At 62.2% G+C, this 25,915-nt stretch carries 23 protein-coding genes; 4 read left to right on the plus strand and 19 right to left on the minus strand.

Going from position 1 to position 25,915, the window contains the following annotated elements; translation table 11 throughout:
* Window positions 1-5: 5 nt before the first annotated feature.
* The 11 genes from murG to ICM05_RS12050 all read right to left on the minus strand — a co-directional run bounded on the left by murG (window position 6) and on the right by ICM05_RS12050 (window position 12,839).
* On the minus strand, window positions 6-1,103 hold the full coding sequence (gene murG, locus ICM05_RS12000) for an undecaprenyldiphospho-muramoylpentapeptide beta-N-acetylglucosaminyltransferase (RefSeq protein ID WP_188024867.1): 1,098 nt from the start codon (window positions 1,101-1,103) through the stop codon (window positions 6-8).
* 4 nt (window positions 1,104-1,107) lie between these two features.
* Window positions 1,108-2,322 (minus strand): putative lipid II flippase FtsW, encoded by a 1,215-nt coding sequence (gene ftsW / locus ICM05_RS12005; protein WP_188024868.1) that lies wholly within the window; start codon window positions 2,320-2,322, stop codon window positions 1,108-1,110.
* Complete coding sequence (gene murD / locus ICM05_RS12010; RefSeq protein WP_370566784.1) at window positions 2,303-3,820, minus strand: UDP-N-acetylmuramoyl-L-alanine--D-glutamate ligase; 1,518 nt, start codon at window positions 3,818-3,820, stop codon at window positions 2,303-2,305. Before murD ends, ftsW begins: the two co-directional genes overlap by 20 nt.
* The gene (gene mraY, locus ICM05_RS12015; protein ID WP_188024869.1) at window positions 3,817-4,902 is read right to left on the minus strand and encodes a phospho-N-acetylmuramoyl-pentapeptide-transferase; all 1,086 of its coding nucleotides are present in this window, start codon (window positions 4,900-4,902) and stop codon (window positions 3,817-3,819) included. The genes murD and mraY overlap by 4 nt, the downstream gene beginning before the upstream one ends.
* Complete coding sequence (murF, locus tag ICM05_RS12020) at window positions 4,899-6,308, minus strand: UDP-N-acetylmuramoyl-tripeptide--D-alanyl-D-alanine ligase (protein WP_188024870.1); 1,410 nt, start codon at window positions 6,306-6,308, stop codon at window positions 4,899-4,901. The genes mraY and murF overlap by 4 nt, the downstream gene beginning before the upstream one ends.
* Entirely contained in the window at window positions 6,305-7,900 is a 1,596-nt protein-coding gene (locus tag ICM05_RS12025) for a UDP-N-acetylmuramoyl-L-alanyl-D-glutamate--2,6-diaminopimelate ligase (protein WP_353055907.1), read from the minus strand. Before ICM05_RS12025 ends, murF begins: the two co-directional genes overlap by 4 nt.
* A gap of 32 nt (window positions 7,901-7,932) precedes the next feature.
* Window positions 7,933-9,729, minus strand: coding sequence for a penicillin-binding protein 2 (locus tag ICM05_RS12030; protein WP_188024871.1), 1,797 nt, complete (start codon window positions 9,727-9,729; stop codon window positions 7,933-7,935).
* Window positions 9,730-9,774: 45 nt separating this feature from the next.
* Entirely contained in the window at window positions 9,775-10,368 is a 594-nt protein-coding gene (locus ICM05_RS12035) for a hypothetical protein (RefSeq protein ID WP_188024872.1), read from the minus strand.
* Window positions 10,365-11,333, minus strand: a complete 969-nt coding sequence (rsmH, locus tag ICM05_RS12040) for a 16S rRNA (cytosine(1402)-N(4))-methyltransferase RsmH (protein ID WP_188024873.1) — start codon at window positions 11,331-11,333, stop codon at window positions 10,365-10,367. Before rsmH ends, ICM05_RS12035 begins: the two co-directional genes overlap by 4 nt.
* A gap of 14 nt (window positions 11,334-11,347) precedes the next feature.
* Window positions 11,348-11,779: a division/cell wall cluster transcriptional repressor MraZ gene (mraZ, locus tag ICM05_RS12045; protein ID WP_188024874.1), complete on the minus strand. Its 432-nt coding sequence runs from the start codon at window positions 11,777-11,779 to the stop codon at window positions 11,348-11,350.
* Between the two features lie 673 nt (window positions 11,780-12,452).
* Complete coding sequence (locus ICM05_RS12050; protein WP_188024875.1) at window positions 12,453-12,839, minus strand: DUF3040 domain-containing protein; 387 nt, start codon at window positions 12,837-12,839, stop codon at window positions 12,453-12,455.
* A gap of 81 nt (window positions 12,840-12,920) precedes the next feature.
* Here ICM05_RS12050 and ICM05_RS12055 point away from each other — a divergent pair, with 81 nt between their 5' ends.
* The gene (locus ICM05_RS12055; protein ID WP_188024876.1) at window positions 12,921-14,021 is read left to right on the plus strand and encodes a polyprenyl synthetase family protein; all 1,101 of its coding nucleotides are present in this window, start codon (window positions 12,921-12,923) and stop codon (window positions 14,019-14,021) included.
* Between the two features lie 90 nt (window positions 14,022-14,111).
* Here the strand turns inward: ICM05_RS12055 and ICM05_RS12060 are convergent, their stop codons facing one another.
* Together ICM05_RS12060 and ICM05_RS12065 are read right to left on the minus strand one after the other, a co-directional pair.
* Window positions 14,112-15,542 (minus strand): dipeptidase, encoded by a 1,431-nt coding sequence (locus tag ICM05_RS12060; RefSeq protein ID WP_188024877.1) that lies wholly within the window; start codon window positions 15,540-15,542, stop codon window positions 14,112-14,114.
* 169 nt (window positions 15,543-15,711) lie between these two features.
* Window positions 15,712-16,044, minus strand: coding sequence for an Rv2175c family DNA-binding protein (locus ICM05_RS12065; protein ID WP_353055908.1), 333 nt, complete (start codon window positions 16,042-16,044; stop codon window positions 15,712-15,714).
* 104 nt (window positions 16,045-16,148) lie between these two features.
* On the opposite strand from ICM05_RS12065, the gene pknB reads away from it, so the two are divergent.
* Window positions 16,149-18,092 carry a Stk1 family PASTA domain-containing Ser/Thr kinase gene (pknB, locus tag ICM05_RS12070; RefSeq protein ID WP_353055909.1) on the plus strand — a complete coding sequence of 648 codons (1,944 nt, stop codon included), beginning with the start codon at window positions 16,149-16,151 and terminating at the stop codon, window positions 18,090-18,092.
* 69 nt (window positions 18,093-18,161) lie between these two features.
* On the opposite strand, the gene ICM05_RS12075 is transcribed toward pknB, so the two are convergent.
* Window positions 18,162-19,493, minus strand: a complete 1,332-nt coding sequence (locus ICM05_RS12075) for a class II 3-deoxy-7-phosphoheptulonate synthase (RefSeq protein WP_188024900.1) — start codon at window positions 19,491-19,493, stop codon at window positions 18,162-18,164.
* A 136-nt stretch (window positions 19,494-19,629) separates the two neighbouring features.
* Window positions 19,630-20,313, minus strand: coding sequence for a lysophospholipid acyltransferase family protein (locus ICM05_RS12080; RefSeq protein WP_188024879.1), 684 nt, complete (start codon window positions 20,311-20,313; stop codon window positions 19,630-19,632).
* Window positions 20,314-20,460: 147 nt separating this feature from the next.
* On the opposite strand from ICM05_RS12080, the gene ICM05_RS12085 reads away from it, so the two are divergent.
* A complete protein-coding gene (locus ICM05_RS12085) occupies window positions 20,461-22,260 on the plus strand; it encodes a long-chain fatty acid--CoA ligase (RefSeq protein ID WP_188024880.1) in 1,800 nt (599 codons plus the stop codon).
* 101 nt (window positions 22,261-22,361) lie between these two features.
* Here ICM05_RS12085 and def read toward each other — a convergent pair whose 3' ends face one another.
* The gene (gene def / locus ICM05_RS12090; protein WP_188024881.1) at window positions 22,362-22,853 is read right to left on the minus strand and encodes a peptide deformylase; all 492 of its coding nucleotides are present in this window, start codon (window positions 22,851-22,853) and stop codon (window positions 22,362-22,364) included.
* Window positions 22,854-22,976: 123 nt separating this feature from the next.
* On the opposite strand from def, the gene ICM05_RS12095 reads away from it, so the two are divergent.
* Complete coding sequence (locus tag ICM05_RS12095) at window positions 22,977-23,819, plus strand: ParA family protein (RefSeq protein ID WP_188024882.1); 843 nt, start codon at window positions 22,977-22,979, stop codon at window positions 23,817-23,819.
* A 118-nt stretch (window positions 23,820-23,937) separates the two neighbouring features.
* Here ICM05_RS12095 and ICM05_RS12100 read toward each other — a convergent pair whose 3' ends face one another.
* The 3 genes from ICM05_RS12100 to ICM05_RS12110 all read right to left on the minus strand — a co-directional run bounded on the left by ICM05_RS12100 (window position 23,938) and on the right by ICM05_RS12110 (window position 25,795).
* The gene (locus tag ICM05_RS12100) at window positions 23,938-24,483 is read right to left on the minus strand and encodes a MerR family transcriptional regulator (protein ID WP_188024883.1); all 546 of its coding nucleotides are present in this window, start codon (window positions 24,481-24,483) and stop codon (window positions 23,938-23,940) included.
* A 168-nt stretch (window positions 24,484-24,651) separates the two neighbouring features.
* The gene (locus ICM05_RS12105; RefSeq protein ID WP_188024884.1) at window positions 24,652-25,329 is read right to left on the minus strand and encodes a MerR family transcriptional regulator; all 678 of its coding nucleotides are present in this window, start codon (window positions 25,327-25,329) and stop codon (window positions 24,652-24,654) included.
* Between the two features lies 1 nt (window position 25,330).
* Window positions 25,331-25,795: an FHA domain-containing protein gene (locus ICM05_RS12110; RefSeq protein WP_188024885.1), complete on the minus strand. Its 465-nt coding sequence runs from the start codon at window positions 25,793-25,795 to the stop codon at window positions 25,331-25,333.
* Window positions 25,796-25,915: the final 120 nt, after the last annotated feature.

Below are 25,915 nucleotides of genomic sequence, written 5' to 3' on the forward strand. Positions count from 1 at the left end.
TCGCGTTACAGACTACCGTTGCCGGTTGCGCGTTCGCGCAGGACTTCATCTACAAGCGAAAGAAGTCGTGCCGTGCCGTCCAGGCTGCCCGCGGCGCTCGCGCGCTTCGACATCTCGGCGAGACGGGCTTCGTCCTGCAGCAGCGGGATAAGCTCAGACGTCACCCACGCTGCGGTGATTTCTTCGTCCTCGACGAGCAGTGCTCCCCCGGCCGCAACAACGCCGGCAGCGTTGAAGCGCTGCTCACCGTTACCTACGGAGTAGGGCACGAACACGGCGGGCAGACCGAGGCCAGCAATCTCACTCACCGTGGTGGAACCCGCGCGCGAAACCACGAGATCCGCCGCCGCAAACGCGAGATCCATGCGGTCGCAATACTCGATGACGTTGTAGCCTTCAACGCCGGGATCTACGAGCTCGTTCAGGCCACCCCAAACATGGAGCACCTGAGCGCCAGACGCGACAATCTCGGCTGCCGATCCCGACAGCCCCTCGTTGATTGCGCGCGCGCCGAGTGACCCACCCGTTGCGAGCAGAGTCGTGCGGTGCGGATCGAGCCCAAAGTGCGCACGCGCTTCGGCGCGCAATGCCGCGAGATCGAGTGATTCTATTTCAGGGCGCAGGGGCATGCCGGTGACGATCGCCCCCTGAATCGGGGTGCCAGCAAAGGTCACTGCAACGCGAGCTGCGCTGCGAGCACCAAGCTTGTTTGCCATACCCGGCTTCGCGTTCGCCTCGTGAATGACCGTGGGGATGCCTTCGCGCTTCGCGGCCGTATAAGCGGGCGCCGAGGCGTAGCCGCCGAAACCGACAACGACGTCCACGTTGCGCTCGCGGATCACCTGACGGACGCGCTTCACAGCCTTCGCGTAGCGCGCGGGGAACTTCAGCGCGTACCCGCTCGGGCGGCGCGGGAAGGGAAGCTTCGCGATCGTGGTGAGCTCGTAGCCGCGCTCAGGTACGAGACGGGACTCGAGGCCCTCTTGGGTGCCGAGGACCACAATCTCCGCATTCGGGTCGCGCTTCGTGATGAGATCAGCGAGGGCGAGCAACGGGTTCACGTGTCCGGCGGTGCCACCGCCTGCGAGCAGGTAAGTCGTCATGGAACTATCGTCCCACGAATGACCCCTCCTCGAGTTCCTTTGCGTAGGCCGCGTTGTCTTTTGCGACCGAAATCACCACGCCCATCGCGGCCAAACCGACGATGAGGGCGGTACCGCCAGAACTGACGAGCGGGAGTGGCACGCCCAGCACGGGGAAGATGCCGATGACCACGCCAATGTTAATAAAAGCCTGGCCAACCACCCAGACGAGGATGCCGCCTACGACCGCACGGCCAAAGCGATCACGCGCGCGACCGATCACGCGCAGCATGACGACCGCGAGGACGATATAGAGCAAAATGACGCCAAATGCACCAACAAAGCCGAGCTCTTCACCGATGATGGCAAAGATATAGTCGTTGTCTGCAGCAGGCAGCCATGACCACTTGGCCTTCGAGTTGCCAAGGCCAACACCGAACAGACCACCATCGGCAATCGCCCACAGGCCATGCTGCGGCTGCCAGCCGAGGCCGCTGTAGTCTTCGTTGCCCGACGCGTGGCCGAACAGACGATTCATGCGGTTCTCACTCGTGACCACAAAGAGCATGAGCGCAACGAGCGCGCCGAGGATCATCACGCCAAGCGTCTTCAGGCGAATGCCACCGAAGTACATCGCGCCAAACACCACCGCAGCCATGACCATCGCGGTGCCGAGGTCTTTACCGAGCAACACGAGGCCGAGTGCGAGCAACGCACCAGGGAAAATCACGGGAATCAGCTCGTGCTTCATCTGCCCGAGGAGCGGCTCTTTCTTGAGCAGCACGACGCCGATCCACACAATCAGGGCAAGCTTGAGGGCCTCAGAGGGCTGGCCGTTGAAGGGGCCAATCTGGATCCAGTTACGGTTACCCCAGACCTCGACGCCCAGCGGGGTGAATACGAGCGCCTGCAGCACGAGACCCGCACCGAAGAGTACCCACGCCCACTTCTTCCAGAAGTCGAGCGGACGCGATGCCGCAAACACCATGATGGGAATACCCACCGCGGCGTACAGAAGCTGGCTCTTGAAACCGCCGAGGAAGCCCTTGTCGTCCAGGTACGAGGTAATCGATGATGCCGAGAGCACCATGATGAGCCCGAAACCGACGAGCAGCAGTGTGGCAGTCCACAGCGCTGTCGTCGTCTTATCGCCGCTCAGTTTGAACGACGATCCGAGGCTGATGCGTGATTGCGCCAGCCGTCCCGAGCCCTGCTCAGGGCTACTCGTTCCCGGTGCCACCCTGGCCGTCCCAGGCGATCATGCCAGCTTGGAACGCACGGCCGCGTTCGGTGTAGTCACGGAACTGATCCCACGACGCAGCAGCGGGCGCGAGCAAGACGGTGTCACCCATCTGCGCAATCTCACCGGCAGCGGCAGCAGCCGCGTGCATCGTCGCGGTGCCATCAGCCTCGTCAATTTCGACGAGGGGAACCTTGGGAGCGTGTTCGGCAAACGCGCGGAGCACAGGCTCACGATCTACGCCAATGACGACCGCACCACGCAGACGAGCAGCATGCTGCTCCACGAGGTCTGCGATGTCGACACCCTTCAGCGATCCGCCGACAATCCAGACGACATCGTGCATGCCGCGCAGAGCTGCGTCGGCCGCGTGTGCGTTCGTTGCCTTCGAATCGTCGATCCAGCGCACGCCTGGGCGGCGCGTGGTCTCGCCAAGCTGCTGCAGGCGGTGCGGATCGGGTACGAAGCTCAGTACCGCGCGAGCAATGTCAGCTGGCTCGACGCCACGCGAACGCGCGAGTGCGCTCGCTGCGAGGATGTCCTGGACGAGGTGCGGCGCGTTGAGGCCGCGCTCGGCAAGCTCCTCAACGGTCACGAGCTCGAACGCCTGGCCGTGACGCTCAGCGTGGAATCCGCGGTCGACGAGCAGCCCCTCAACGACGCCAAATCCGCTCGGAGGCGGGCTGTCGAGGCCGAACGAGATCGCGCGAGCGCCCTCAACGACGTCGGCACCCTCCACCATGCGAATGGTCTCATCGTCAGCACGGTTGAAGACGCAGGCCACCTGCGTGTTCTCGTACACCTTCGCCTTGGCCGCCCAGTACGCTTCGGTGCTGCCGTGCCAGTCCAGGTGATCCGCCGCGAAATTCAGGCAGACACTCGCGTAGGGCGAGATCGTGCCCATGCGCTCGAGCTGGAAGCTCGACAGCTCAACGACGATCGCGTCGTATCCCTGCGGGTCACGGAGCGCGTCAAGAATGGGCACACCGATATTGCCAGCGGGGGTCGCGCGCAGGCCACCCTCGACGAGCATATGCGCGGTGAGGCGCGTGGTCGTCGTCTTTCCGTTGGTGCCGGTGACGCAGATCCAGTCTGCGATACGGCCGGTCTTGTCACGCAGGCGCCAGCCGAGCTCGATGTCACCCCAGACAGTGATGCCCTGTTCCATTGCCCAATTGGTGAGCGGGTGGTTGGGCGCGTAGCCGGGTGAGACGATGACGAGGTCGGGCTCGAAGGCACGCAGGTCGACGAGCTGTTCGTCGGTGTCAGCTGCGAGGTAGCGCTCCGAACCAATGACGTCGAGCAGGCGCTCACGGTCGTTGTCGGGTGCGCCGTAGATCACACGCACACGGCTACCAAGCTCGACGAGGGTATCGGCGACCGAGAAGCCGGTCACGCCGAGGCCAAGCACAGCGACGCGCAAGCCGCTCCAGTCGTGGTGCCAGCTCGTGAGCGCCTGTACGCGCTCAGAAATCTCTGCCATATTTCGTTCGGTCACTGGGTCAACAGCCATTCTGCGTAGAAGCCGCCGATGCCGGCGATGACGAAGAGCGCGGCGATGATCCAGAAGCGGACCACGACAGTGACTTCCTGCCACCCCTTCAGCTCGAAGTGGTGGTGGATCGGGCTCATGCGGAAGATGCGCTTGCCCTTGGTTGCCTTGAAGTAGACGCGCTGGATGATGACCGAGCCGGACTCGATGATGAAGAGACCACCGAGCAGCACGAGCAGGAGCTCGGTGCGCGAGAGAATCGCGAATGCAGCAATTGCGCCACCGAGGCCGAGCGAGCCGGTGTCACCCATGTAGACGTGGGCGGGGCTCGTGTTCCACCACAGGAAGCCTGCGAGGCCACCAATGAATGCAGCGGCGACGACTGCGAGGTCCATCGGGTCACGCACCAGATAGCAGCCTGCCTCGTTCGCGGTGCTCACGCACGCCTGCGAGGCCTGCCAGAAGCCAATCACGAGGTACGCGCCAAAGACCATGATCGAGGCGCCACCAGCGAGACCGTCGAGGCCGTCAGTGACATTGACCGAGTTCGAGGTCGACACCACGATGAGAATGACCCACAGCACGAAGAGGCTGATGCCGATGACCGTACCGAGCGACAGGAAGTCGAACGGAAGATCACGGAAGAACGAGATGTGCGTTGACGCTGGCGTCAGGCCCTGCTCGTTTGGGAAGTTCAGCGCGAGCGCTGCGAACGCAACGGCAACGAGCACCTGGCCCGCGATCTTCGCCCAGCCGCCGAGGCCAAGCGACTGCTGCTTGCGCGTCTTCATAAAGTCATCGATGAAGCCGACTGCACCGGCGCCGACTGCCATGAGGAGCACGAGCAACGCAGAAGCTGTCGGTGTCTCCCCCATGACGAGCTTGCCAACGAAGTAGGCAATCACGGCACCGGAAATGAAAATTAGACCACCCATGGTGGGCGTACCACGCTTCGCGAAGTGCGACTCGGGCCCATCCTCACGGATGAACTGCCCCCAGTGCAGCTTCTTAAACCCACGCACAAACAGTGGCGTGAGAACGAGCGTGTACAGCAGTGAAAAACCGCCCGCAATAAGCAGCGCGATCATGCGTAAGCCTCCCCAAGCTTGTCGCCGAGAGCCTGGAGCCCAGCTGCGTTCGATGACTTCACCAGGACGGTGTCGTTCGGACGGAGCGTCTTGGCAAGATAGTCGAACGCTTCGTCCTTCGTCTCGAAGTACACGCTCTCACCATCCCAGGAACCCTCATTGATGGCACTGATGTGCAGGTTACGAGCTTCCTTGCCCACTGCAACAAGTTCTGAAATCCCGAGGCGCACTGCCTGCAGACCGATCCGCAGGTGCTCCTGGATGCTAAATTCGCCGAGCTCACTCATCGCACCGAGGACGGCGACCGAACGCCCCTCCGGCTTGCGAATCTGTGCGAGCGTGCGGATCGCGGCACTCATCGAGTCAGGACTCGCGTTGTACGCGTCGTTGATGATCGTGATGCCATCGCGACCGCCGAGCACCTGCATCCGACCGGGAGCTGCGAGCGTTGCCGCTTCGAGGACCTCGACGATGCTCTCGAGTGAGAGACCGAGTTGCAGACCAATCGTGGTCGCTGCAAGCGCGTTCATGACATGGTGTTCGCCAAGCACACGGAACGTGACGCCTGCCGACTGACCATCAGCGTGGATCGTGAACGTCGTGCCAGCTGCCGACGATGCAATGTCGGTCGCGCGAACGTCAGCCTCCGGGTGCAAGCCAAACCAGCGCACCTGCGCTGCGGTCTTGTCCGCCATGAGCACGACACGGGGATCGTCACGGTTGAGCACAGCAGTCGCGGTCGCGGGAAGGTCTTCGACCATCTCGCTCTTCGCGATGAAGGTTCCTTCAATGCCACCAAACTCACCAGCGTGAGCGAGGCCGACCGACAGCACGACGCCAATGTGGGGCGGTGCCATGGTGGTCAGACGGCGGATCTCGCCAATGCCACTGGCGCCCATCTCGGCAACGAGCGTCTGCGTGTCTGCCTCAACCCGAAGCATGGTGAGCGGGCCACCAACCTCGTTGTTAAACGACTTCTCGGAAGCCACCGAGGTGCCAAGCTTTTCAGCCATCGCTGCGACGAGGTTCTTCGTCGTGGTCTTGCCGTTCGAGCCGGTAATGCCCACGATCGTGAGCGCACCAGCCGCGCGAACCCGGCGGATGACCTCGGTCGCAAGCGCACCGAGTGCGTCGGTGCTGTCTGCAACGACGATCTGCGGAACGCGATCATCAATTTCGCGTTCAACGACGAGGAGCGCAGCCCCCAGGTCAATCGCTGCACCAACGAAGCGGTGACCGTCAGTCTCTTCGCCGCGACGGGCGAAGAAGATCTGGCCGGGGCCGACCTCGCGAGAGTCTGTCTGGGAAATTCCGGTCACCACCGTGGCCGCGTCGGCTCCGCTGGCGCCAAGCACCAGTCGGCCGTCGACGGCCTCAGCAATTTCGGTGAGCGTCAGGTCAATCACGCAAGCAATCCTGCCTCGCGGAGTGCACCGCGTACCTCATCACGCGCCGAGAACGGCACACGCCGTCCGGCAACTTCTTGATAATCCTCGTGTCCGGGACCGGCATACAGAATAACGTCACCCGGCCCCGCAAGCGAAATGGCCGTGTCAATCGCAGTACGCGGATCGGCAACTTCGTGCACGTTTGCACGTTTGCCCTCCTTCGCACCAGCAATGAGCTGGGCGCGGATCGCGGCAGGGTCTTCGGTGCGCGGGTTGTAGTCGCAAATCACGAGTTCGTCGGAGCCGGCTGCGGCGATCCGCCCCATCTCTTCGCGCTTGGTCGTGTCGCGGTCCCCATCTGCACCGAACATGAAGATGATGCGGCCGGGTGCGACATCGCCGAGCGCGTCGAGCATGGCTTCGAACGCACCTGGCGTGTGCCCGTAGTCAACGTAGAACCGCGGGCCCTGCCCAGCGGGAAGCTCCGGGTTGAGTGCTTCGAGTCGGCCCGGAATGTACACGGGAATGAGTCCGCTTTCGAGGCCGTTCTCGACCTCAGCGAGCGAGATGCCAGCCTCGTGCAGCATGATGAGCGCGAGCGCAGCATTCTCAGCCATGAAGCGGCCGAACATCGGAACGCGGCCGCGGAAGTATGCGCCCTCGGGGCCCTGCAGCACGAAGGCGACACCGTCGAGGGTCTGCGAGGTGATCGCGAGGTGCCAATCAGCGGTCTGACCGAACTCGGTCGCGAGCGTCGTGACTGGAATCTGCGATTCGCGAGCGATGCGCTGACCGTACGGGGAATCGACGACGACCACACCGTGCGCGGCATGCTTCGGCGAGAAGAGCGCGAGCTTCGCAGCGAAGTAGCTCTCCATGTCCCCGTAATCGTCGAGGTGGTCCTGCGAGAAGTTGTTGAAGGCAACGACGTCGAAGTGGACGCCATCGATGCGGCGGCGCGAGACAGCGTGTGCTGAGACCTCGAGCGCGACCGCGTTGACACCGACCTCCTGCATGCGAGCCAAGAGGCCGTGCAGTTCGGGGGTCTCTGGGCTCGTCAGGCCTGATGGCATGACGGTGTCGCCAGCGCGACGCTCAGCGGTCGAGCTGAGGCCGGGCGTGTAGCCAGCTGCGCGCAGCAGTTCGGCGATGAGGTAGACCACGCTCGTCTTACCGTTGGTGCCGGTGACACCGAAGAACTTGCTGTTGAGCTCGGCAGTGCCGTAGACGACAGCTGAGACATCGCCCATGACTTCGCGCGGGTTTTCTTCGCTCACCAGAACGGGCAGCGTCACGCCAGCCGCCTGCACGAGCGCGAGACCGGCTGCGTCGGTCAGAATCGCCGCTGCTCCGGCCTCAGCAACCTGCGCCGCAAATTCTGCACCGTGACGCTTCGCGCCAGGCAGCGCAGCGTACAGGTCACCCGGGCGGACATCACGTGAGTCCAGCGTGATACCGGTCACCACACCCGCATCGGCGGTAGGTTCAACTCCACTGATAGCAAGCTCAAATTGCGAGGCGAGCTGCTGCAGATCTGTCTCACGCTGTCGCGTGGGGCGGATCGTCGTGCCGTTCGTCTGATTGCCTGCTGCCGCGGGTCCGCTGGTCACTATCAATATCTCCTGGTGCGCGAAGCGCGGGTCTAGTACTCAATGGGGTACGGATCGAGGGATCCTGTCGAGGGCGGTACATGGAATGCGCGGATCGTTGCTTCCGCACTTTCAGTGAACGCAGCAATGGCTGCGGTGCCGCCGTCGCCCGACGATGGGAACGCAATAGATGCTACCGCTACATACTGCGGATCGTCGGCAGGGAAGATGCCTGCGAACGAATTCACGTAGTCGGGGCGGTAGCCGCCCTCGCCGTCAGACTGCTCTGCCGTGCCCGTCTTTCCGGCGATTCGATAGCCAGGGATCACCGCGAGATCGCTGTACCAACCGTGGGTCACCACGGTCTCCAGCATCCGCAATACGGTGTCCGCAGATTCTTCAGACACGGCGCGTACCGGCTTGCCGTGATCGTACGTGGTGACCGTGCCGTCGGCAGAGGTGCAGCTCTTTACGAGCGTCGGCGGGATCCGCACACCATCGTTCGCAAGCGCTTGGTAAGCGCCCGCGGTCTGAATGATCGTGCTCGAAATCGCTTGGCCGAAGGTGATGTTGTACACACTCTGGCGATCCCACTCGTCTGGCTCGTACAGCAAGCCCGAATCTTCCATCGGCATGCCCGAGTCCGTCGAAATACCAAACCCAAACTTCTGGTAGTACTCGAAACGCTCCTCGTTCGACATCTGTGTGCCAAAGTACGCGGTACCCACGTTCGAGGACTCGGTCAGGATGCCGGTCAGTGTCCAGGGCATCTCATCATGGATCGTTGAGTCACCAAAGGTCACGCCTTCCTCGGGAATCCAGCGCATCGGGGTGAGGTGCTGGGAGGTCGGCGTCGCTGTTCCTGAATCGATGAGCGCGGCAGCCGTGACCGCCTTGAACGTCGAGCCGGGCTCGTACGGACGAATGTATGAGCGTGCGTCACGCTTGTCCGGTTCGGACGCGTCAACGTCGTTGGGGTCGACCGAGCCGTCTTCTGCAATAGCGAGAAGCTCGCCCGTCTTCGCATCCATGATCGTCAGGTACCCCCACTCGGCCCCGACGCTTTCGGTCTGCGTATTAATAATCTGCTGCGCCTGCCACTGCAGGTCGCGGTCAATCGTGAGCTCGACCGTGCCGCCGTTCTGCACTTCGCGCGTCGTGACGACGCTGCCAGGCAGCGGGACACCGTCCATGCTGCGCTCGTAGTGCTCCTCGCCGTCAACGCCGGCAAGGCACTCATCCTGCGACAGCTCGATACCGGCCTGCGCTTCCTCATCGGCGCCAGAGAAGCCGACGAGGTTACCGCCAACCGCACCGTTCGGGTACACCCGCTTGTGGTGCGAAGCGAAGGTCAGCCAATCGACGTCGAGCGCCTTGAGTTGCTGGAGCTGCGACAGATCGATCCCGCGCTTAACGTATGCGAAGTCAGACTTCGGATCTTCTTCAAGGGCGTCATCAACGATCTTCTGAATCTCAGCACCGGACTGACCAGTGATCGCGCCGATCTCCTCGAACGCTTGCGCAGAAGTCACCTCGACGGTGCCAATGCCGCCGCCTTCAACCTTGCGGTAGAAGGATCCGCCATTCACCTTGGTGTTCTTTGGCGAAAGCTGCACGTCGTACCGCTCATCGGTCGTCGCAAGCACTTCACCGTTACGGTCGACAATGTCGCCGCGCACGCTCTTGATCACATCGGGAACCGCACGCTTCGACGCCGATTCCTCATTCATCGCAGCGGCAGAGACCACCTGCAGGTTGATGAGCTGAATCGCGAACAACAACGCCATGAACACGATAACGATGAGCACGGACGCGCTCCGAGCGGGAACACCTCGAAAGGTACGGCTCATACTCTTCCCCTCCTGAAGCGGGTTACCAGCGTGCGATGGCGCACATTAGTGAGTTGCAGGCGCAGGAAGCTTGCCCTTCCAGCGTACCGGCGCGGACGTCGCCGCAGCCTGAGACTTTGCGGGCTTCTGATCCGCCGAGAGACCGGCGGCGTCAACGGGCGTGAGTGCGGAAAGCGTTGCGTTCGGCACATTGTTCGCGCGCACCTCAGAGGTCGCGGTCTCGAGCGAGCCGAGAATCGCGCCGTCGCTCAGACGAAGCGTCGCAGGGTGCAGGTTCTCGACCATGCCGAGCTGTGCAGCGTTCGCTGCGAGGTTCTGCGGCGACGAGAGCTTGTCCATGTTCTGCGAGAGCACGCGCTCGACGCGCAGGAGATCGCGCTCCTCGGTCTTGAGTGCGCGGGCTTCGTACGCGCCACTCGAGATCACAATGCTCAGGGCGAGCTGGATGCCGAGCAGGCCGAGGAAGACACCAACGAGCACGGCCGATACGAGGACAACTCGTGAGGGCTTCTTCCGTGGCGTGGCCGAGACCGAGTGGAGGTGCTGCGGGGTTTCCTCACTCCGACGCTGCGGAAGCGAGGTAACTGGAGCTACTGACGCTGCTGTCGCTGCCGACAGGCGTGCGGGCTGTGCACTCATGAACGCTCCCTCAGTCTTTCAGCAGCACGCAGACGCGCGGGAATCGCGCGCGGGTTTCGCTGCTGTTCTTCTTCACTTGCCTTCTCAGCGCCGCGGGTCAAGAGCTTGACCTCTGGGCTGTGTTCCGGCAACTCCACGGGCAATCCCGCCGGAGTGGTCGATTTCGCACGCTGTGCGAGCTCGCGCTTGACGATGCGGTCTTCAAGCGACTGGTATGCCATCGAGACGAGTCGGCCGCCCACGCGCAGTGAGTCAATTGCCGACGGAATCGCCTCTGCAAGCACACGAAGCTCTGCGTTCACCTCGACGCGCAGCGCCTGGAAGACGCGCTTTGCCGGGTGGCGCTGGCTGCGAACTGCGGCGGGAGTTGCCTCCTGCAGTAGGTCAACGAGCTGTCCACTTCGCTCAATGGGCGCCTCTTCGCGAGCCGCCACAATTGCGCGAGCGTATCGAGCCGCGAGCGGCTCTTCGCCGTAGCGTTCGAAGATCTCGCGGAGTCGCCCCTCGGGAGCCTGCGCGAGAATGTCTGCCGCTGTCATACCGGTCGACTGATCCATGCGCATGTCGAGCGGCGCGTCCTGTGCGTAAGCGAAGCCACGCTCAGCAGCATCGAGCTGCAGCGAGGAGACACCGAGATCGAAGAGCGCGCCATCGATGTGCTTGAAACCGAGGCGACGAACAACATCGCTGATCTCGTTGTACACGGCATGGACGCGGATCGACCGATCGCCGAATCGCTCCAGGCGACGGCCAGCAAGCGCAAGCGCCTGGGTGTCGCGGTCAAGACCGATGACGGTGAGGTTCGGGAAACGTTCCAGCAGTGCCTCGCTGTGGCCACCCATACCGAGGGTCGCATCCACGATGACGGCGCCTTCTGCGCCGATTGCGGGGGCCAAGAGCTCGATGCACCGATCGAGCATGACTGGGATATGAAGGTCGCGCGGATCCTGTTCGATGTGGTTCATGATTGAGCTCCCGGCTAAAACATTCCGGGAATAACCTCTTCCTCGATCTCAGAGAAGGCGCTCTCCTGTGCTGACAGGTAGCGCGTCCATGCTTCGGCGTCCCAAATTTCGGCACGTGAACCAGCGCCGATAACGGCAAGTTCGCGGTCGAGCCCCGCATAATCACGAAGGCTTTGTGGGATCGTCACCCGGTGCTGCTTATCAGGCGAGTCAGGGTGTGCTCCGGACAGAAACACGCGCAGGTAATCGCGGGCCTGCTTTGACGTCACCGGCGCCTGCCGGATTCGATCGTGCATCTCCGCAAATTCGCGCTCACTGAACACATACAGGCAGTGTTCCTGCCCGCGGGTGATGACGAGGCCGTCAGCCAATTCATCCCGGAATTTCGCCGGAAGAATGAGGCGTCCTTTCTCATCTAAGCGCGGCGTGAAAGTACCAAGGAACATCGTCCCTTCTCCCTTCCTCACCGTTGCGTTGACCCCACAGTACTCCACTTCACTCCACTAGTCACCAACATTTGGGAATAAGAATTGAAATGAGTGAAACAGGGTTGAATTCGCGCGGTTTTAACACACCCCTGAGTGTGGCCTTTCGGGCAGAAATGTTGCGTGACATGACAACTCAACAGTGCGCTCGTGACATGAAAACCGCAGAATTTCGCGGTTTTCATTCCGCGCAGACTCGGCAATGGTGCCACTGTGGAGCTAAGTGGAGGCGTGCGGGGTGCGCGGCACGGCAGCGCGACACGGTGCCGTGCCGACACGCCGCCCCTCCGCGTGGCGCGGTGTGGCGTTGGCGCGGGTGCCGGTGCGGGGTGCGGGCGCGGGTGCGAACCCCGGCGCAGTCGCCACCCTTCCCCAACCACGCGAAAGCACCCCTTTCTCTCGAAAACATCCCTTTCAGCGTGCAGAAACTATCGATTTCGAGAGAAAGGTTCAGTCTCGAGGGGCTGACGCCTTCGCCAACTACTCCCGGAGGGCTCTGGGGCAACCCGCCGCACCTTCGCAGCAGCTGCGGCGCCCGCACCACCTACGGAAGCTATGGCACCTACAGCACCCCAGACAAACAAAAAGCCCGGGCAACTCCTAGGAGTTGCCCGGGCGAGAGGTCAGCAGCGCTTTAGCGCTCCCCCTCCATACGTTCATTCCAGCGACGCTCCATGCGATCGCTCAGCGATTCCTTCGCTGCAGCTGGCTTCGGCGCAGCACCTGCACGCGCCTTGCCGCTCACCACCGCTTCAGGATCGTTCTCGCGGCGTGTGAAGAACAGCACCACGCCACCGACCATTGCGGCAAAACCTACAAGACCAAGCCAGAGCATCTGACCTGCAACACCAGCCACCATGACACCGATGCCAAGGAGCGTGAGAAGCGTACCGAGAACAATCATTCGGTAGCTCAGCGCAGGGCGGCTCGCACCGGTTGTTGGAAGCACATCTGCTTCACTCTGATAGAAGCGACGCTCCATCTCATCGAGCAGTCGCTGCTCGTGCTCAGAAAGGGCCATCTCCCTGTACCTCCCGCGTAAATGCTGACTCATGCCAGCTTCACCAGTCTACGCCGCGGACGTGCGGCTAGGCTAGTTGCCGTGGATGAAACAACGAGACTCGCAGGCCTTCTCCAGGAGCGCCTGAATGACACGGTCGCCGGCCACCGTGAAGCGCTCACCGCGCTCGGTCCGGACGCGACTCCCCTCCTCGACGAGGCACTCGGCTTTTTGACCGGCGGTAAACGCTTCCGCGCACTCTTCGCAGTGCAGGGTTTCCGCGCGGTTCGCCCCTTCTCCGTACACAAAGATATTGACCGTGAGTTCAGCGCATTGCTCGATCTCGCGTGTTCACTTGAGCTGTTCCACGCAGCTGCCCTCATTCACGATGACGTCATCGACCGCTCTGACACCCGCCGTGGCCGCCCCTCGACGCACCAGCAGTTCGCTGCGCAGCATCAGTTGAAGTCGTGGCGCGGATCCGCCGATCACTTCGGCATCTCGGGCGCAATCTTGCTCGGAGACCTGTTGCAGTCGTGGTCTGACGAGCTCATGGATCGTGCCTGCACTGAGATTCAAGACATCGACGCCGCACGCGCCGTACGCCGCCACTTCAACCGCATGCGGTCTGAGGTTGCGGTTGGACAGTTCCTCGACATCGTCGAAGAACAGCGACCTGGGTTCGCGGATCACGATGAGCAGATCGCTCGCTCCACCCGCGTGCTCGTGTACAAGTCGGCAAAGTACAGCGTCGAGGCTCCGCTACTGCTTGGTGCAGCGCTTGCAGGCGCGTCCGCTGAACAGGAGCAGGCACTCGCTGAGTTCGGACTGCCCGTCGGTATCGCGTTCCAGCTGCGCGACGACATTCTCGGCGTGTTTGGCGATGAGGAACTTACTGGCAAGCCGAGCGGTGACGATCTCATCGAGGGCAAGCGAACGGTACTCGTTGCGTTTGCGCGCCGCGGCCTTGCTCCGACTCAGCAGCGCATTTTCGACGATCTCCTCGGCACCGAGCTCGATGCTGAGCAGGTCGCGATGCTCCAGCGCACTATCCGCGACAGTGGCGCCGTTGCAGACGTCGAAGAGATGATCGCCGGCAACCTCGAGCGAGCGCTGGAGACGATCCGCACCGCCCCCATCGATCCCGAGGCTTCGGCACGACTCGCACAGCTTGCAGATAAGGCTGGCAAGCGCGCCGCGTAGCCGATCCGCGCACCGCACGAGGTGCCCGCACACGACGAAGCCCCTGTCGCTCAGTTGAGCAGCAGGGGCTTCATCGTGTCACAGTGCGGGTTACGCGCCGCGCTCGTTCAGGCGCGAGAGGAAGAGCGCCTCGGTGAGGACCGACTTTTCGAACGCCTCAATGTGCAGCGACTCGTTGGGGCTGTGCGCGCGACCATCGGGATCTTCAACACCAGTGACGAGAATCTGCGCCTCAGGGAACTCGTCAACGAGCTCGGCGATAAACGGAATCGATCCGCCAGCGCCCATGTCAACGGGGTCAACACCCCAGGCGTCAGCCATTGCGCCGCGCACCTCAGAGACCGCCCAGCCGCTTGTATCGACGAGGAACGCCTGGCCGAGGCCGGCATCCTCAAACTCAAGCTCTGCACCGAACGGCGCACGATCCTCAAGGTGCTTTCGAATTGCCGCGTATGCCTCGTTCGGATCCTGGCCTGGCGCGACACGCGCGCTCACGCGAACCCGCGTCGCCGGAATCAGCGTGTTCGACGCGTTCTCGATGCTCGGCGCATCGATACCGGTGATCGAAATCGCGGGCTGTGCCCAGATCCGCGAGAGAATCTCGCCGCGGCCAATCGTCGAAACTCCGGGAAGCAGTGCCGACTCTTCACGCAGACGCGCCTCATCGTACTCAGGCGACGCGATATCGGCCGAGGTGAGGCCCGCAACTGCAACCGCACCGTCTTCATCCCACAGTGTTGAGAGAAGCTTCACTGCTGCGAGCATCGCATCGGGAACCGCGCCACCGAACATGCCGGAGTGCGATGCGTGACCGAGCGTGCGCACACGCAGATTGAACGCAACCGCGCCGCGCAGTGCGACGGTGAGCGCCGGGGTCTGCTCATCCCAGTTGCCCGAATCAGCAACGATGATCGCGTCAGCCGCGAGCACGTCACGATTCTCTCGCAGGAACGTGCCGAACGACTGCGAAGCCCACTCCTCTTCACCCTCAATGAAGAGCGCGATGCCGAGATCGAGATCGCCGCCATCGGCCGCAATTGTCTCAGCGAGGGCGCGGATCGCCCCAACGTGCGACATCACGCCAGCCTTGTCGTCTGCAGCGCCGCGGCCGTACAGACGACCATTGCGCTCGGTTGGCTCGAAGGCGGGTGATTCCCACTCCTTCTCGTCACCGGGAGGCTGCACATCGTGGTGCGCGTACAGCAGCACGGTCGGACGGCCGTTCTTCGCCTCGCGACGAGCCACGACCGCAGGCTGACCAAGCTCAGGCTCGGTTGCCCCCTCGGGCTGCACGTCAACCGGTGCCCGGCGCACGTCAACGATGTCGAAGATGCCCGTCTCACGGAGCATTTCTGCAATTTCAGCCGAGGTACGCTGCAGTGGCTCATGGTCGAACGCCGGCCACGAGACGGACGGGATACGAACGAGACGCTTGAGATCTTCAATCGTGTCGTCAAAGTTTTCGCGAACGTAGGCGCGGATCGCGGCCTCGCGCGGATGGGTGCCAGTCTCAGATGCCATGAACTGCCCTTCTCTTGGTGCCCGCAGGGGCAAAACTTCTGTGCCGATTCGGCTCACGAATAAGCCTACTCGCGAGGTTGCGGGATTCGGGGAGTCAGGATCCGCGCCCTTCCAAACGCACGAAACCCCCGCACGCGCACTGCACAGCGGGGGTTTCGATTTCAGGGTGTTAGAACGCGAGTCCCTGGGTCGCGCGGCGTACACCAGCCTTGCGGCCGAGGCGCAGCTCATCGATGGGACGTGCGTTAAGCTCGTCGTTCTGCTCGAGCATCCACTCAACTGCCTCGGTCTCTGAGAAACCAGCGTCGAGGAGAACGAGCGCGGTGCCACGCAGGCCAACGACCGGCTCACCGTCGAGCACAAACTCTTCGGGAACGCTGAGCACACCGTCAACGCGCACTGCGAGGAGGTAACGCTCCTCAATCATTCGGCGGATACGACCGGGGGTCACGCCAAACATCTCTACTAGATCGGGAATTGCCAAATAACGCTGCTCACTCACACATACAACTTTGCCACTCGTATCCCGATGACGCAATTGGCGCAACGCTCGGGATCTGCGGCGCGCATGCCAAAGAACGCGCGAATATTCCATAGACTTTGACAGTGACCACCCACCCTACGGACCCGCTCATCGGGCAAACCTTTGAGGACCGCTACACGATCCTGTCCAGGATCGCCCGTGGCGGCATGGCTATGGTCTACCTCGCTGATGACATCAGGCTGCACCGCAAGGTCGCTGTCAAGGTCATGCACCAGCACCTCTCTGAGGACGAAAACTTCACGAAGCGATTCGACCGCGAGGCGCGCAGCGCTGCTCAGCTGTCACATCCGAACCTCGTCAATGTGTTTGACCAGGGGCAGGATCTCGGCCGCTCGTACCTCATCATGGAGTACCTTCCAAGCATCACGCTCCGCGATCTCCTGAAGAGCCGCAAGAGCTTGACGCTTGACGAGACACTCGAGATTTCTGAGGCGGTTCTTGCTGGCCTCGCCGCCGCCCACGAGGCGAGCATCGTGCACCGCGACGTGAAACCTGAGAACGTCATGCTCGTCGACGACGGCCGCATCAAGATCGGCGATTTTGGCCTCGCGCGGGAAGTCAGTGCAAACACGACGACCGGCCAGGCGCTGCTCGGCACAATTGCCTACCTCTCCCCCGAACTCGTCACCCGCGGTATCGCGGACGCCCGCAGCGATCTCTACGCCTTCGGCATCATGCTGTACGAAATGCTCGTCGGGGCGCAGCCCTTCACCGGCGACCAGCCGATGCAGATCGCCTATCAGCACGCGCACTCGACCGTTCCGCGACCGTCCGAAGCCTCGGCTACGTCGACTCCGGCAATCGATGACTTTGTCACCTGGCTCACGCGTCGCACCCCGGAGGAACGGCCGACCGACGCCGGCGTCGCGCTCGAGGTGCTTCGTGACTTGCGCGCGGATCCGTATCGCACCCCAGACACGCTTGTCCTGCACGAGTTGCCGGAAGCAGACAACCCAACACCGGCCACGACGGTTCTTGACCCCGTCGCCGCAGCACCCATTGCTGGTGTCACCCCGGTAAACGTCGACAGCCACGCGGATTTCGTGCCGCCTCCCGCAGCGCCAATGCCTCCGGTAGCCGTTGCGCAGCAGAGTGCAGACCGTCGCCGTCGCCGCGGCCGCACGATTGCGCTGGTGAGCGCAGGTGCCATCGTGTTGGCTGGCGGCCTCGGGTTCTGGTTTGGGCAGGGTCCCGGCTCACGCGTCGTGATTCCGAGCTTTGTTGGCGAGACCCCTGCGGCCGCAGAACAGCTTCTCGCAGACCGTGACCTGCTGATGAAAACCGCGGAGTGTTCAAGCCTTGATGTGCCCGTCGGCAACGTGGTGAGCACACACCCGACTTCTGGCACTCGCGTGGACCGCGAGTCCACCGTAGAAGTGTGCCTCTCGAGCGGTCCGGAACAGCTCCCGGTTCCCTCGGTTGTTGGCCTCACCGCTGAGAAGGCCGAAACCGCAATCGTCGACGCACGCTTCACCTACGGCGAGGTGGTCGATACCCGCTTCGATGAGGCTGCAGCCGGCACCGTCCTCGCCGCACTGAATGAGGCACAGGAGGTCGTTGGCGAGACCCTGCCAGAGCAGAGCGTCATCAACCTCGTCGTCTCTGCTGGGCCGTTGCCGAACGTCGTCGGCATGGACGAGGGTGACGCGATCGACGCTCTCGAGGGCGCCGGACTCGTCCACGATGACTCTGACGACTACGAGGCGTACGACCCGACGATGAAGGAGGGCCGCGTACTTTCGGTCCGCATGAGCGCGGATCCGGTGCGCCCTGGTGACTCCTTCTCGATCACGCTGTCACTCGGCCCCGAGCTTTTTGAGATCCCAGATGTCGAGGGAGACAGCGTCAATGAAGCGGTGAAGACCCTTCGCGAAGCTGGCTTCGAGGTCGACACGGGTGTGATCCCTGAGGGTCTCGCTGGTGATCTCGTCGAAGTCAAGGGCACGAAGCCCAAGGCTGGCAGCGAGCACCCCGCAGGAACGAAAGTGGCGCTCAAGTACATCTAAGTTGAGTACTTGAGCGCCACTTCGGCGGGTACCGTGTCGGCACCCGCCGGCGTCGAATCGCTTGGTGCGTTAGACCGAGCGCTTGAGCTCTTCTGCGACCTGGAATGCCAGCTCGAGCGACTGATGATGGTTCAGGCGCGGATCGCATACCGACTCGTAGCGAGTCGCGAGACCCTCCTCGTCGATGTTCTCTGCGCCACCGAGACACTCGGTGACATCGTCACCGGTGAGCTCAACGTGCACGCCACCGGGGAAGGTGCCTGCCTCACGGTGCGCTTCGAAGAAGCCAAGTACTTCGTCCATGACGTCTTCGAAACGACGGGTCTTGTACCCAGTCGATGAGGTGATACCGTTGCCGTGCATCGGGTCGGTGATCCAGAGCGGGGTCGATCCCTCGCGCTTGACCCCTTCGAGGATGCCAGGCAGGACATCACGGATCTTGCCAGCGCCCATGCGGGTAATGAAGGTCAGGCGACCGGGCTCACGCTCGGGGTCGAGCTTGTCCATGAGGCGAACAGCGTCCTCCACCGTCGCGGTCGGACCAAGCTTCACGCCAATCGGGTTGCGCACCTTCGAGAGGAAGTCAACGTGCGCGCCGTCGAGCTCGCGCGTGCGCTCGCCGATCCAGAGCATGTGGCCCGAAGTGCCGTAGAGCTCACCGGTACGCGAATCGATGCGAGCGAGCGGGCGCTCGTAATCGAGCAGCAGCGCTTCGTGACTCACGTAGAACTCGGTCTGCGAGAGCGCAGCGTGATCGACCTTGCACGCTTCCATGAAGCGGAGCGCGCGATCGATCTCGGCAGCGAGAGACTCGTAGCGCTGGTTTGCGGGGTTCGCGACAAAGCCACGGTTCCACGCATGTACCTGACGGAGGTCAGCAAAGCCACCGTGCGTGAAGGCGCGAATCAGGTTCAGGGTCGAAGCCGACACGTGGTACCCCTGCACGAGACGCGAGGGGTCTGCGGTGCGTGAGCCTTCAGTGAAGTCGTAGCCGTTCACGAGATCACCACGGTATGCGGGCAGCGTGACACCCTCACGGGTCTCCTCGTTGCTCGAACGCGGCTTTGCGAACTGGCCGGCCATACGACCCACCTTGATCACGGGAAGCGATGCGCCGTACGTGAGCACGACCGCCATCTGCAGCAGTGTCTTCACACGGTCGCGGATCTTGTCTGCGGTTGCAGCGTCAAACGTTTCAGCACAGTCGCCGCCCTGCAGCAGGAACGCCTTACCCTGCGCAGCTTCTGCAAGGCGAGCGCGGAGCGCATCAACCTCACCTGCGAAGACGAGCGGCGGCTGTGTGCCGAGTTCGCGCTTCGCTGCTGCGAGCGCGTCGAGGTCTGGCCAGCTGGGCTGCTGCTTGGCTTCGAGCGTCAAATAGTTATCAAGCTCCGCGAAGATCTGCTCATCGGTAACGTTTTGCTGTCGACCAGTCACGTTCTCTGCTCTCCTTGGTGCTCAAAGACATTTGAATCCAACGCATAGATCCACAAAGCTGGCTATGCGTTTCCCTCAGCCTAGTGGGAGCGCTGGGGTTTTAGCGCACTGGGGCGCGGTTGCGTACGCTCGAGGCGTAGACGTCTTCATACTCCTGGCCGCTGAGCTTTTGAATCTCGAGCATGATTTCATCCGTCACACTTCGCAACACGAAGCGGTCAGCAGACATGCCCGCGAAGCGGCTGAAGTCGAGGGGCTTTCCGATGACGGTGCCGATCCGCCGAATACGAGGGATCTTGACGCCGATAGGCATCGCCTTTTCGGTGTCGATCATGACGACAGGCACGACGGTGGCGCCTGATTCCAGCACGAGACGCGCAACGCCAGTGCGGCCGCGGTACAGCTTGGCGTCTGGGCTGCGGGTGCCCTCGGGGTAAATACCGAGCACATCGCCGCGTTCCAACACCGAGAGGCCCGTGTTCAGCGAAGCCTCCGAGGCTTTGCCCCCCGAGCGGTCGATCGGCAGCTGGCCGACACCGAGCATGAATGACTTCACGATCCAGCCTTTTAGGCCTTTGCCAGTGAAGTAGTCACTCTTTGCGAGGAAGTACACCCTACGGTCCACCATGACCGGCAGCACGAAGGAGTCGATCACCGAGAGGTGGTTACCCACCAGAATGACAGGTCCGCTCTCGGGGATGTTCTCTGAGCCCTCGACCCACGGACGGTAAATCGTCTTCAGCAGTGGGCCGATAAGCAGGTGTTTAAAAATCCAGTAGAGCACAGTCGACGGCATCCCTTCCTCGCTGTATCCAAGGATACAAGAGCCATGGCGGATTGCGGCCATACATATAAGCTGTATCCAACTTATGCGGGCGAGCACTCAGCGGTTCACCACGCTACGGAACACACGACGTCCCAAGGAGTTGCCGTGAAACAAGCCGAAACCCCAGCCCTGGTCCCTTCTTCTCCGGAGACCAACATTGCCGATCTCCTCGAGAAGCGTGTTGCCCTCACTCCCGACCGTGTGTTGTTCGCAACGCCAGACGGCGTCGGCGGCTGGGACGACATCACTGCATCAGCATTCCGTCGTCAAGTGGTCGCACTTGCGAAGGGGTTCGTTGCGAGTGGCCTGCAGCCCGGCGACCGCGTGGCTTTCATGGCAAAGACAAGTTACGAGTGGACGCTCGTTGATTTTGCACTGCACTACGCGGGCGTCATCATGGTGCCGGTATATGAGACGTCATCGGCGCTGCAGCTGCACTGGATCCTTCAGGATTCGGGCGCTCGCGGTCTCATGACGGAAACTGAGCACCAGGCCGCACGCTTCCATGAGGTCCAGTCGGAATTGCCGAACCTCGATCTGGTGTGGCGTCTCGACCGTGATGCCCTGGCTGATCTCTTCGCAGCCGGCACTGAGGTACCTGACGAGGAAATTGATCGCAGACGCTCAATTGCTGTTGGCGGCGATATGGCGACACTGATCTATACCTCCGGCTCGACCGGTCGCCCGAAGGGCTGCGTCCTCACGCACTCGAACTTCATTGATCTGTCGAACAATGCGTCGGCAGGCCTCAGCGAGGTCGTCCAGCAACCTGGCGCTTCCACGCTGCTCTTCGTCACGCTCGCGCACGTGTTTGCGCGCTTCATTTCGGTGCTCGCGGTCTCTGAGGGCGTGCGCGTTGGCCATCAGGCCGACACCTCGAAGCTTCTCCCCGCGCTCGGCACGTTCCACCCGACGTTTATCCTCGCGGTTCCCCGCGTGTTCGAAAAGGTGTACAACTCAGCGGAGCAGTCGACCGAAGCAGACGGCAAGGGCAAGATTTTCCGCGCGGCAGCGAAGGTTGCCGTCGCCCATTCAAAGGCCGTGGACGAGGGCAAGGTCTCGTTCATGTTGAACGCAAAGTTCAAGCTGTTCGACAAGCTCGTGTACGCAAAGCTCCGCGAAAAGCTCGGTGGCCATGTGACCTACGCGATCTCAGGATCCGCGCCACTCAGCAACTATCTCGGCCACTTCTATCGCAGCCTTGGCGTCAAGATCCTTGAAGGCTACGGCCTCACTGAGACGACGGCACCGGTCAGCGTGAACCTTCCTGATCACTTCAAGATCGGCACGGTGGGTCCGGCACTTCCCGGCCACACGATCCGCATTGCCGATGACGGCGAGATCCTTGTGAAGGGCTTCGACGTCTTCAAGGAGTACTGGAAGAACCCCGAGGCCACTGCACAGGCGTTCACAAGTGATGGCTTCTTCCGCACCGGCGATATCGGCTCGCTCGACGATGAGGGTTACCTCACGATCACTGGCCGCAAGAAGGAGATCATCGTTACCGCTGGCGGCAAGAACGTCTCCCCCGCAGCGCTCGAGGACCCGATCCGCAGCAACACCGTCGTCGGTGAGGTCGTCGTCGTTGGCGATCAGCGCCCGTTCATTGCAGCGCTCGTATCCCTCGACCCTGAGATGCTTCCTGCCTGGCTCGCCAACAATGGTGAAGACGCGAATATGTCGCTTGCCGAGGCTGCCCGCAACCCGAAGGTTCGCGCGGAGATCCAGAACGCGGTTGATCGCGCAAACCTCTACGTTTCGCGCGCTGAATCGATCCGCAAATTCACGATTCTCCCTATGGTCTTCACCGAGGCAAATGGCCACATCACGCCGAAGCTCAGTATCAAGCGTGATGCGATCCTGCGCGACTTCGCTGATGAGATCAACGCGATCTACGAACCCTAGTCACAGATCCACACGCACAACGCACTGCGGGGCGGCACGAATTTACTCGTGCCGCCCCGCAGTGCGTTCATGAGGAATGGGCGCGGATCGCCCATCCGACATTAGAACCAGCTTGATGTGCGAATCTGGCGCATTGCTTCCCCACGCGTCTCACGTTCGAGTCGCGAAATGTACAGCTTGCCGTCGAGGTGATCGCACTCGTGCTGAAGCGCCTGCGCCATGAGACCCTCACCGTGAATCACGACGGGATTGCCGTCGAGGTCAATACCGCGCACCGACGCACGCGGGTACCGGAGTACATCGAACCACAGATCAGGAACCGAGAGGCACCCCTCGCCCGTGGGTACCGGCTCGCCCTCAAGGCCGAAGAGCTCAGGATTTAGCACGTAGCTCACCTTGCCGTCGATGTGCAGGCTAAACGCGCGCTGCGTGTAGCCAATCTGTGTCGACGCAAGGCCGGCACGGCCGTCAAACGCGACCGTATCCACAAGGTCCTGCACCATGGCACGCACCCCGTCGTCGATGGTCTCGATCGGGGTGCAGACCGTACGCAACACCGGATCACCAAACACGCGAATTTCGCGGATCGCCATAGCTGTAAGCTCCTCCCGTGAACCACGGAAAGTCCACCGTACGATGCTAAGCCATGAGTTACGCGTAGAGCGATTCGGGCCACTTTTCATCGCGCTCACACCGAGATCAAGTAGACTGTCAACGTGCATGTATTGAGTGTGAGTTCCCTCAAGGGCGGCGTAGGCAAGACAACGGTGACCCTTGGCCTGGCTTCTGCTGCGTTCTCGCGTGGTCTGCGTACCCTGGTTGTCGACTTCGACCCCCAGTCCGACGTTTCGACCGGCCTCGCAGTAAATCCCGCAGGTTTCTCCAACGTCGCTGACGTTCTCGAGAGCCCTAAGCCCGCAACCGTTCGCGCAGCAATTGCGCCAAGTGGTTGGAACGGTCTGCACGAGGGAGGCAAGGTCGACCTGCTCGTCGGCAGCCCCTCGGCCATCAACTTTGACGGGCCGCACCCGTCGACTCGTGACATTTGGAAGCTTGAGGAGGCGCTCGCGTCGCTTGAGTCTGAGTATGACCTCGTACTTATCGACTCGGCCCCCTCGCTGAACGCACTGACCCGCACCGCGTGGGCTGCAAGCGACCGCGTCATCATCGTCACTGAGCCCAGCCTGTTCGCTGTTGCTGCAGCAGACCGTGCCCTCCGCGCGATCGAAGAGATCCGCCGTGGCGTGAGCCCGCGTCTTCAGCCACTCGGCGTCCTCATCAATCGTTCGCAGCCGCAGTCGCAGGAGCACCAGTTCCGTATCCGCGAGCTGCGCGAGATGTTCGGCCCGCTGGTACTGAACCCCCAGCTTCCCGAGCGCCCTGCGCTCCAGCAGGCTCAGGGCGCGGCGAAGCCCGTTCACCTGTGGCCGGGCGAGGCAGCACAGGAGATGGCTGCGAACTTCGACCAGGTGCTTGACCGTGTCTTGCGCGCCGCAGAGATCGACGCCCCTGCAGCGCCGCACCGTGGTGCAACTGAGACCGCTGTCGCAGAGGGCTAGAGGCACACGCTTCTCGCCCCTCGGGCACAACAGGAAAGCCCCGCACTTCTCACATGAAGTGCGGGGCTTTCCTGTTGCAGTTTACGAAGCAGCGAGGAGCTGCCAGTGCTGCAGAAACTTAGGAGATCTTGCGGCGTGACTTGCGGCGAACTGCCAACTCGTCGACGGGGTCAGCTTCGCCCTTTTCGCGGTGGTCGTCCATATCGACGAGGGTGGTCTCGACCTCGCGAAGCACCTTCCCCACTGCAATACCGAATACACCCTGACCCTGGCTCACAAGGTCAATTACCTCATCGCTTGAGGTGCAGAGGTACACACCAGCACCATCACTCATCAGCGTAGTCTGCGAGAGATCATGCACACCAGCTTCGTGCAGCTGCTCAACAGCGGTACGAATCTGCTGGAGCGAAATGCCCGTATCGAGCAGTCGCTTCACGAGCTTCAGCACGAGGATGTCACGGAAACCGTACAGGCGCTGCGAGCCGGAACCCTTCGCGCTGCGTACCGTCGGCTCCACCAGACCGGTTCGTGCCCAGTAGTCGAGCTGACGATAGGTGATGCCGGCAGCGCGAGCGGCTACAGCACCTTTAAACCCGCCGTCGGTGTTCGGCTTCGGGAGGCCGTCATCGAACAGGAGATCAGCACCCAGCGAACTGAAGTGCATTCCTTCAACTGAAGGCTCCGATTGCTCCATGACGATCCTTTCGGGTGGGGTGGACACAGTCAAAGGTATCCCTGCTTTTCTCACCGCGCAACGACCGCCACGCGGCAATATTTCCCACCCGCGGTTCAGCGGGTTTTCACCCGCGATTTCCCGCGAATTTTCGTCTCGTTAAATCTCGTTGAGGGCGCGGCGCAACACGCCAGAGCGAACTGCCTCGAGGTCTTCAGCGAGCGCGAGAGCTGCCTCATGCTTCGCATGTGCGCCAGCGTTTCCCAGTCGCGCAGCAACGCCGCGTTCAATGAGTTCAGCATCACGTTCTGCCGCGATCCGCATTGCACGAAGGTGGCGCGGGCCAAGACCCTGTTCCGCGAGGCGCACGAGCGCCGTGAGCTGCGCGATGCACTCGAACGGGAATACCTCGGCAGCGGGCAACAGGCCCGCCGCGATGACCTGGCCAAGGAACCGCATGTCGGTGCCAGCCTTACGGCAGAGCTCGTCGCCGCTGAGCACCAGGCTCGGGGCAAGCATGCTCGACACGCTCCGCTCGGCGGCGCCAGGGATGACTGGGTCACCACCGGCATCGAGTTCTTCGAGCATGTCGGCAATCACCTTGAGCGGCAGATAATGATCGCGCTGCAGGGTCAGCACCAACCGAACGCGTTCGATGTGCTCTTGTGAGAACTTGCGGTAGCCCGACTTGGTGCGTTCGGGCGCGACGAGGCCCTGCTCTTCCAAGAAACGCAGCTTGGACGGAGTGAGGTCCGCAAAGCTCTCTGAAAGCACCGAAAGCACCTGCCCAATACTGAGCAGGCGCTCCGGCTGCTCGCGGGCAACCGCGACGGACACGCTAGATCAGGTCCGTAAGGTCGAAGCGCGAGGCGAAGAACGTGAAGCGGTACTTACCGACCTGCACCTCGTCACCGTCAGCGAGCTCACGCGCGCCAACGATGCGGGTACCGTCGCAGTAGGTGCCGTTCAGTGAACCGAGGTCAGCCACGGAGAACGTGGTGCCTTCGCGAGTGAACTCAGCGTGACGACGTGAAACAGTCACATCGTCAAGGAAGATGTCAACTGCGGGGTGACGGCCAGCGACAGTGCTTGCCTGATCCAGCAGGAAGCGCGCGCCCTGGTCGGGACCGCGACGTACCACGAGCAGAGCCGCGCCCGACGGCAGGGCCTCTACTGCTTCACGCTCATCGACCGTCAGGTCGGTTGCGCGGGCACGAATCATCGCGCCAAGATCATCTCGGAATTGCTGCGTTGCACGCACCTCAGTGTCGTCTGCTGCTCGCTGGCGATTTTCGCTGCTCATGGCTTCACCATTCCGATCTCGTGGCTCGAACTCGCATCGCGGGACTCCGTCGATGCGTTGCACTCTCTACGCTATCGCAGGCGAGTAGCTGGGCGCACCCCACAACACCATTTATCACAG

This window comes from Leucobacter sp. cx-42 (assembly GCF_014529985.1).
GTDB lineage: Bacteria > Actinomycetota > Actinomycetes > Actinomycetales > Microbacteriaceae > Leucobacter.

Bases quoted from the DNA above. Each gene is read 5' to 3' on its own strand.
- murG (WP_188024867.1), bottom strand. From the start codon at position 1,103: ATGACGACTTACCTGCTCGCAGGCGGTGGCACCGCCGGACACGTGAAC.
- mraY (WP_188024869.1), bottom strand. From the start codon at position 4,902: ATGATCGCGCTGCTTATTGCGGGCGGTTTTTCACTGCTGTACACGCTC.
- ICM05_RS12030 (WP_188024871.1), bottom strand. From the start codon at position 9,729: ATGAGCCGTACCTTTCGAGGTGTTCCCGCTCGGAGCGCGTCCGTGCTC.
- ICM05_RS12035 (WP_188024872.1), bottom strand. From the start codon at position 10,368: ATGAGTGCACAGCCCGCACGCCTGTCGGCAGCGACAGCAGCGTCAGTA.
- rsmH (WP_188024873.1), bottom strand. From the start codon at position 11,333: ATGAACCACATCGAACAGGATCCGCGCGACCTTCATATCCCAGTCATG.
- mraZ (WP_188024874.1), bottom strand. From the start codon at position 11,779: ATGTTCCTTGGTACTTTCACGCCGCGCTTAGATGAGAAAGGACGCCTC.
- ICM05_RS12050 (WP_188024875.1), bottom strand. From the start codon at position 12,839: ATGGCCCTTTCTGAGCACGAGCAGCGACTGCTCGATGAGATGGAGCGT.
- ICM05_RS12060 (WP_188024877.1), bottom strand. From the start codon at position 15,542: ATGGCATCTGAGACTGGCACCCATCCGCGCGAGGCCGCGATCCGCGCC.
- def (WP_188024881.1), bottom strand. From the start codon at position 22,853: ATGGCGATCCGCGAAATTCGCGTGTTTGGTGATCCGGTGTTGCGTACG.
- ICM05_RS12100 (WP_188024883.1), bottom strand. From the start codon at position 24,483: ATGCACTTCAGTTCGCTGGGTGCTGATCTCCTGTTCGATGACGGCCTC.
- ICM05_RS12110 (WP_188024885.1), bottom strand. From the start codon at position 25,795: ATGAGCAGCGAAAATCGCCAGCGAGCAGCAGACGACACTGAGGTGCGT.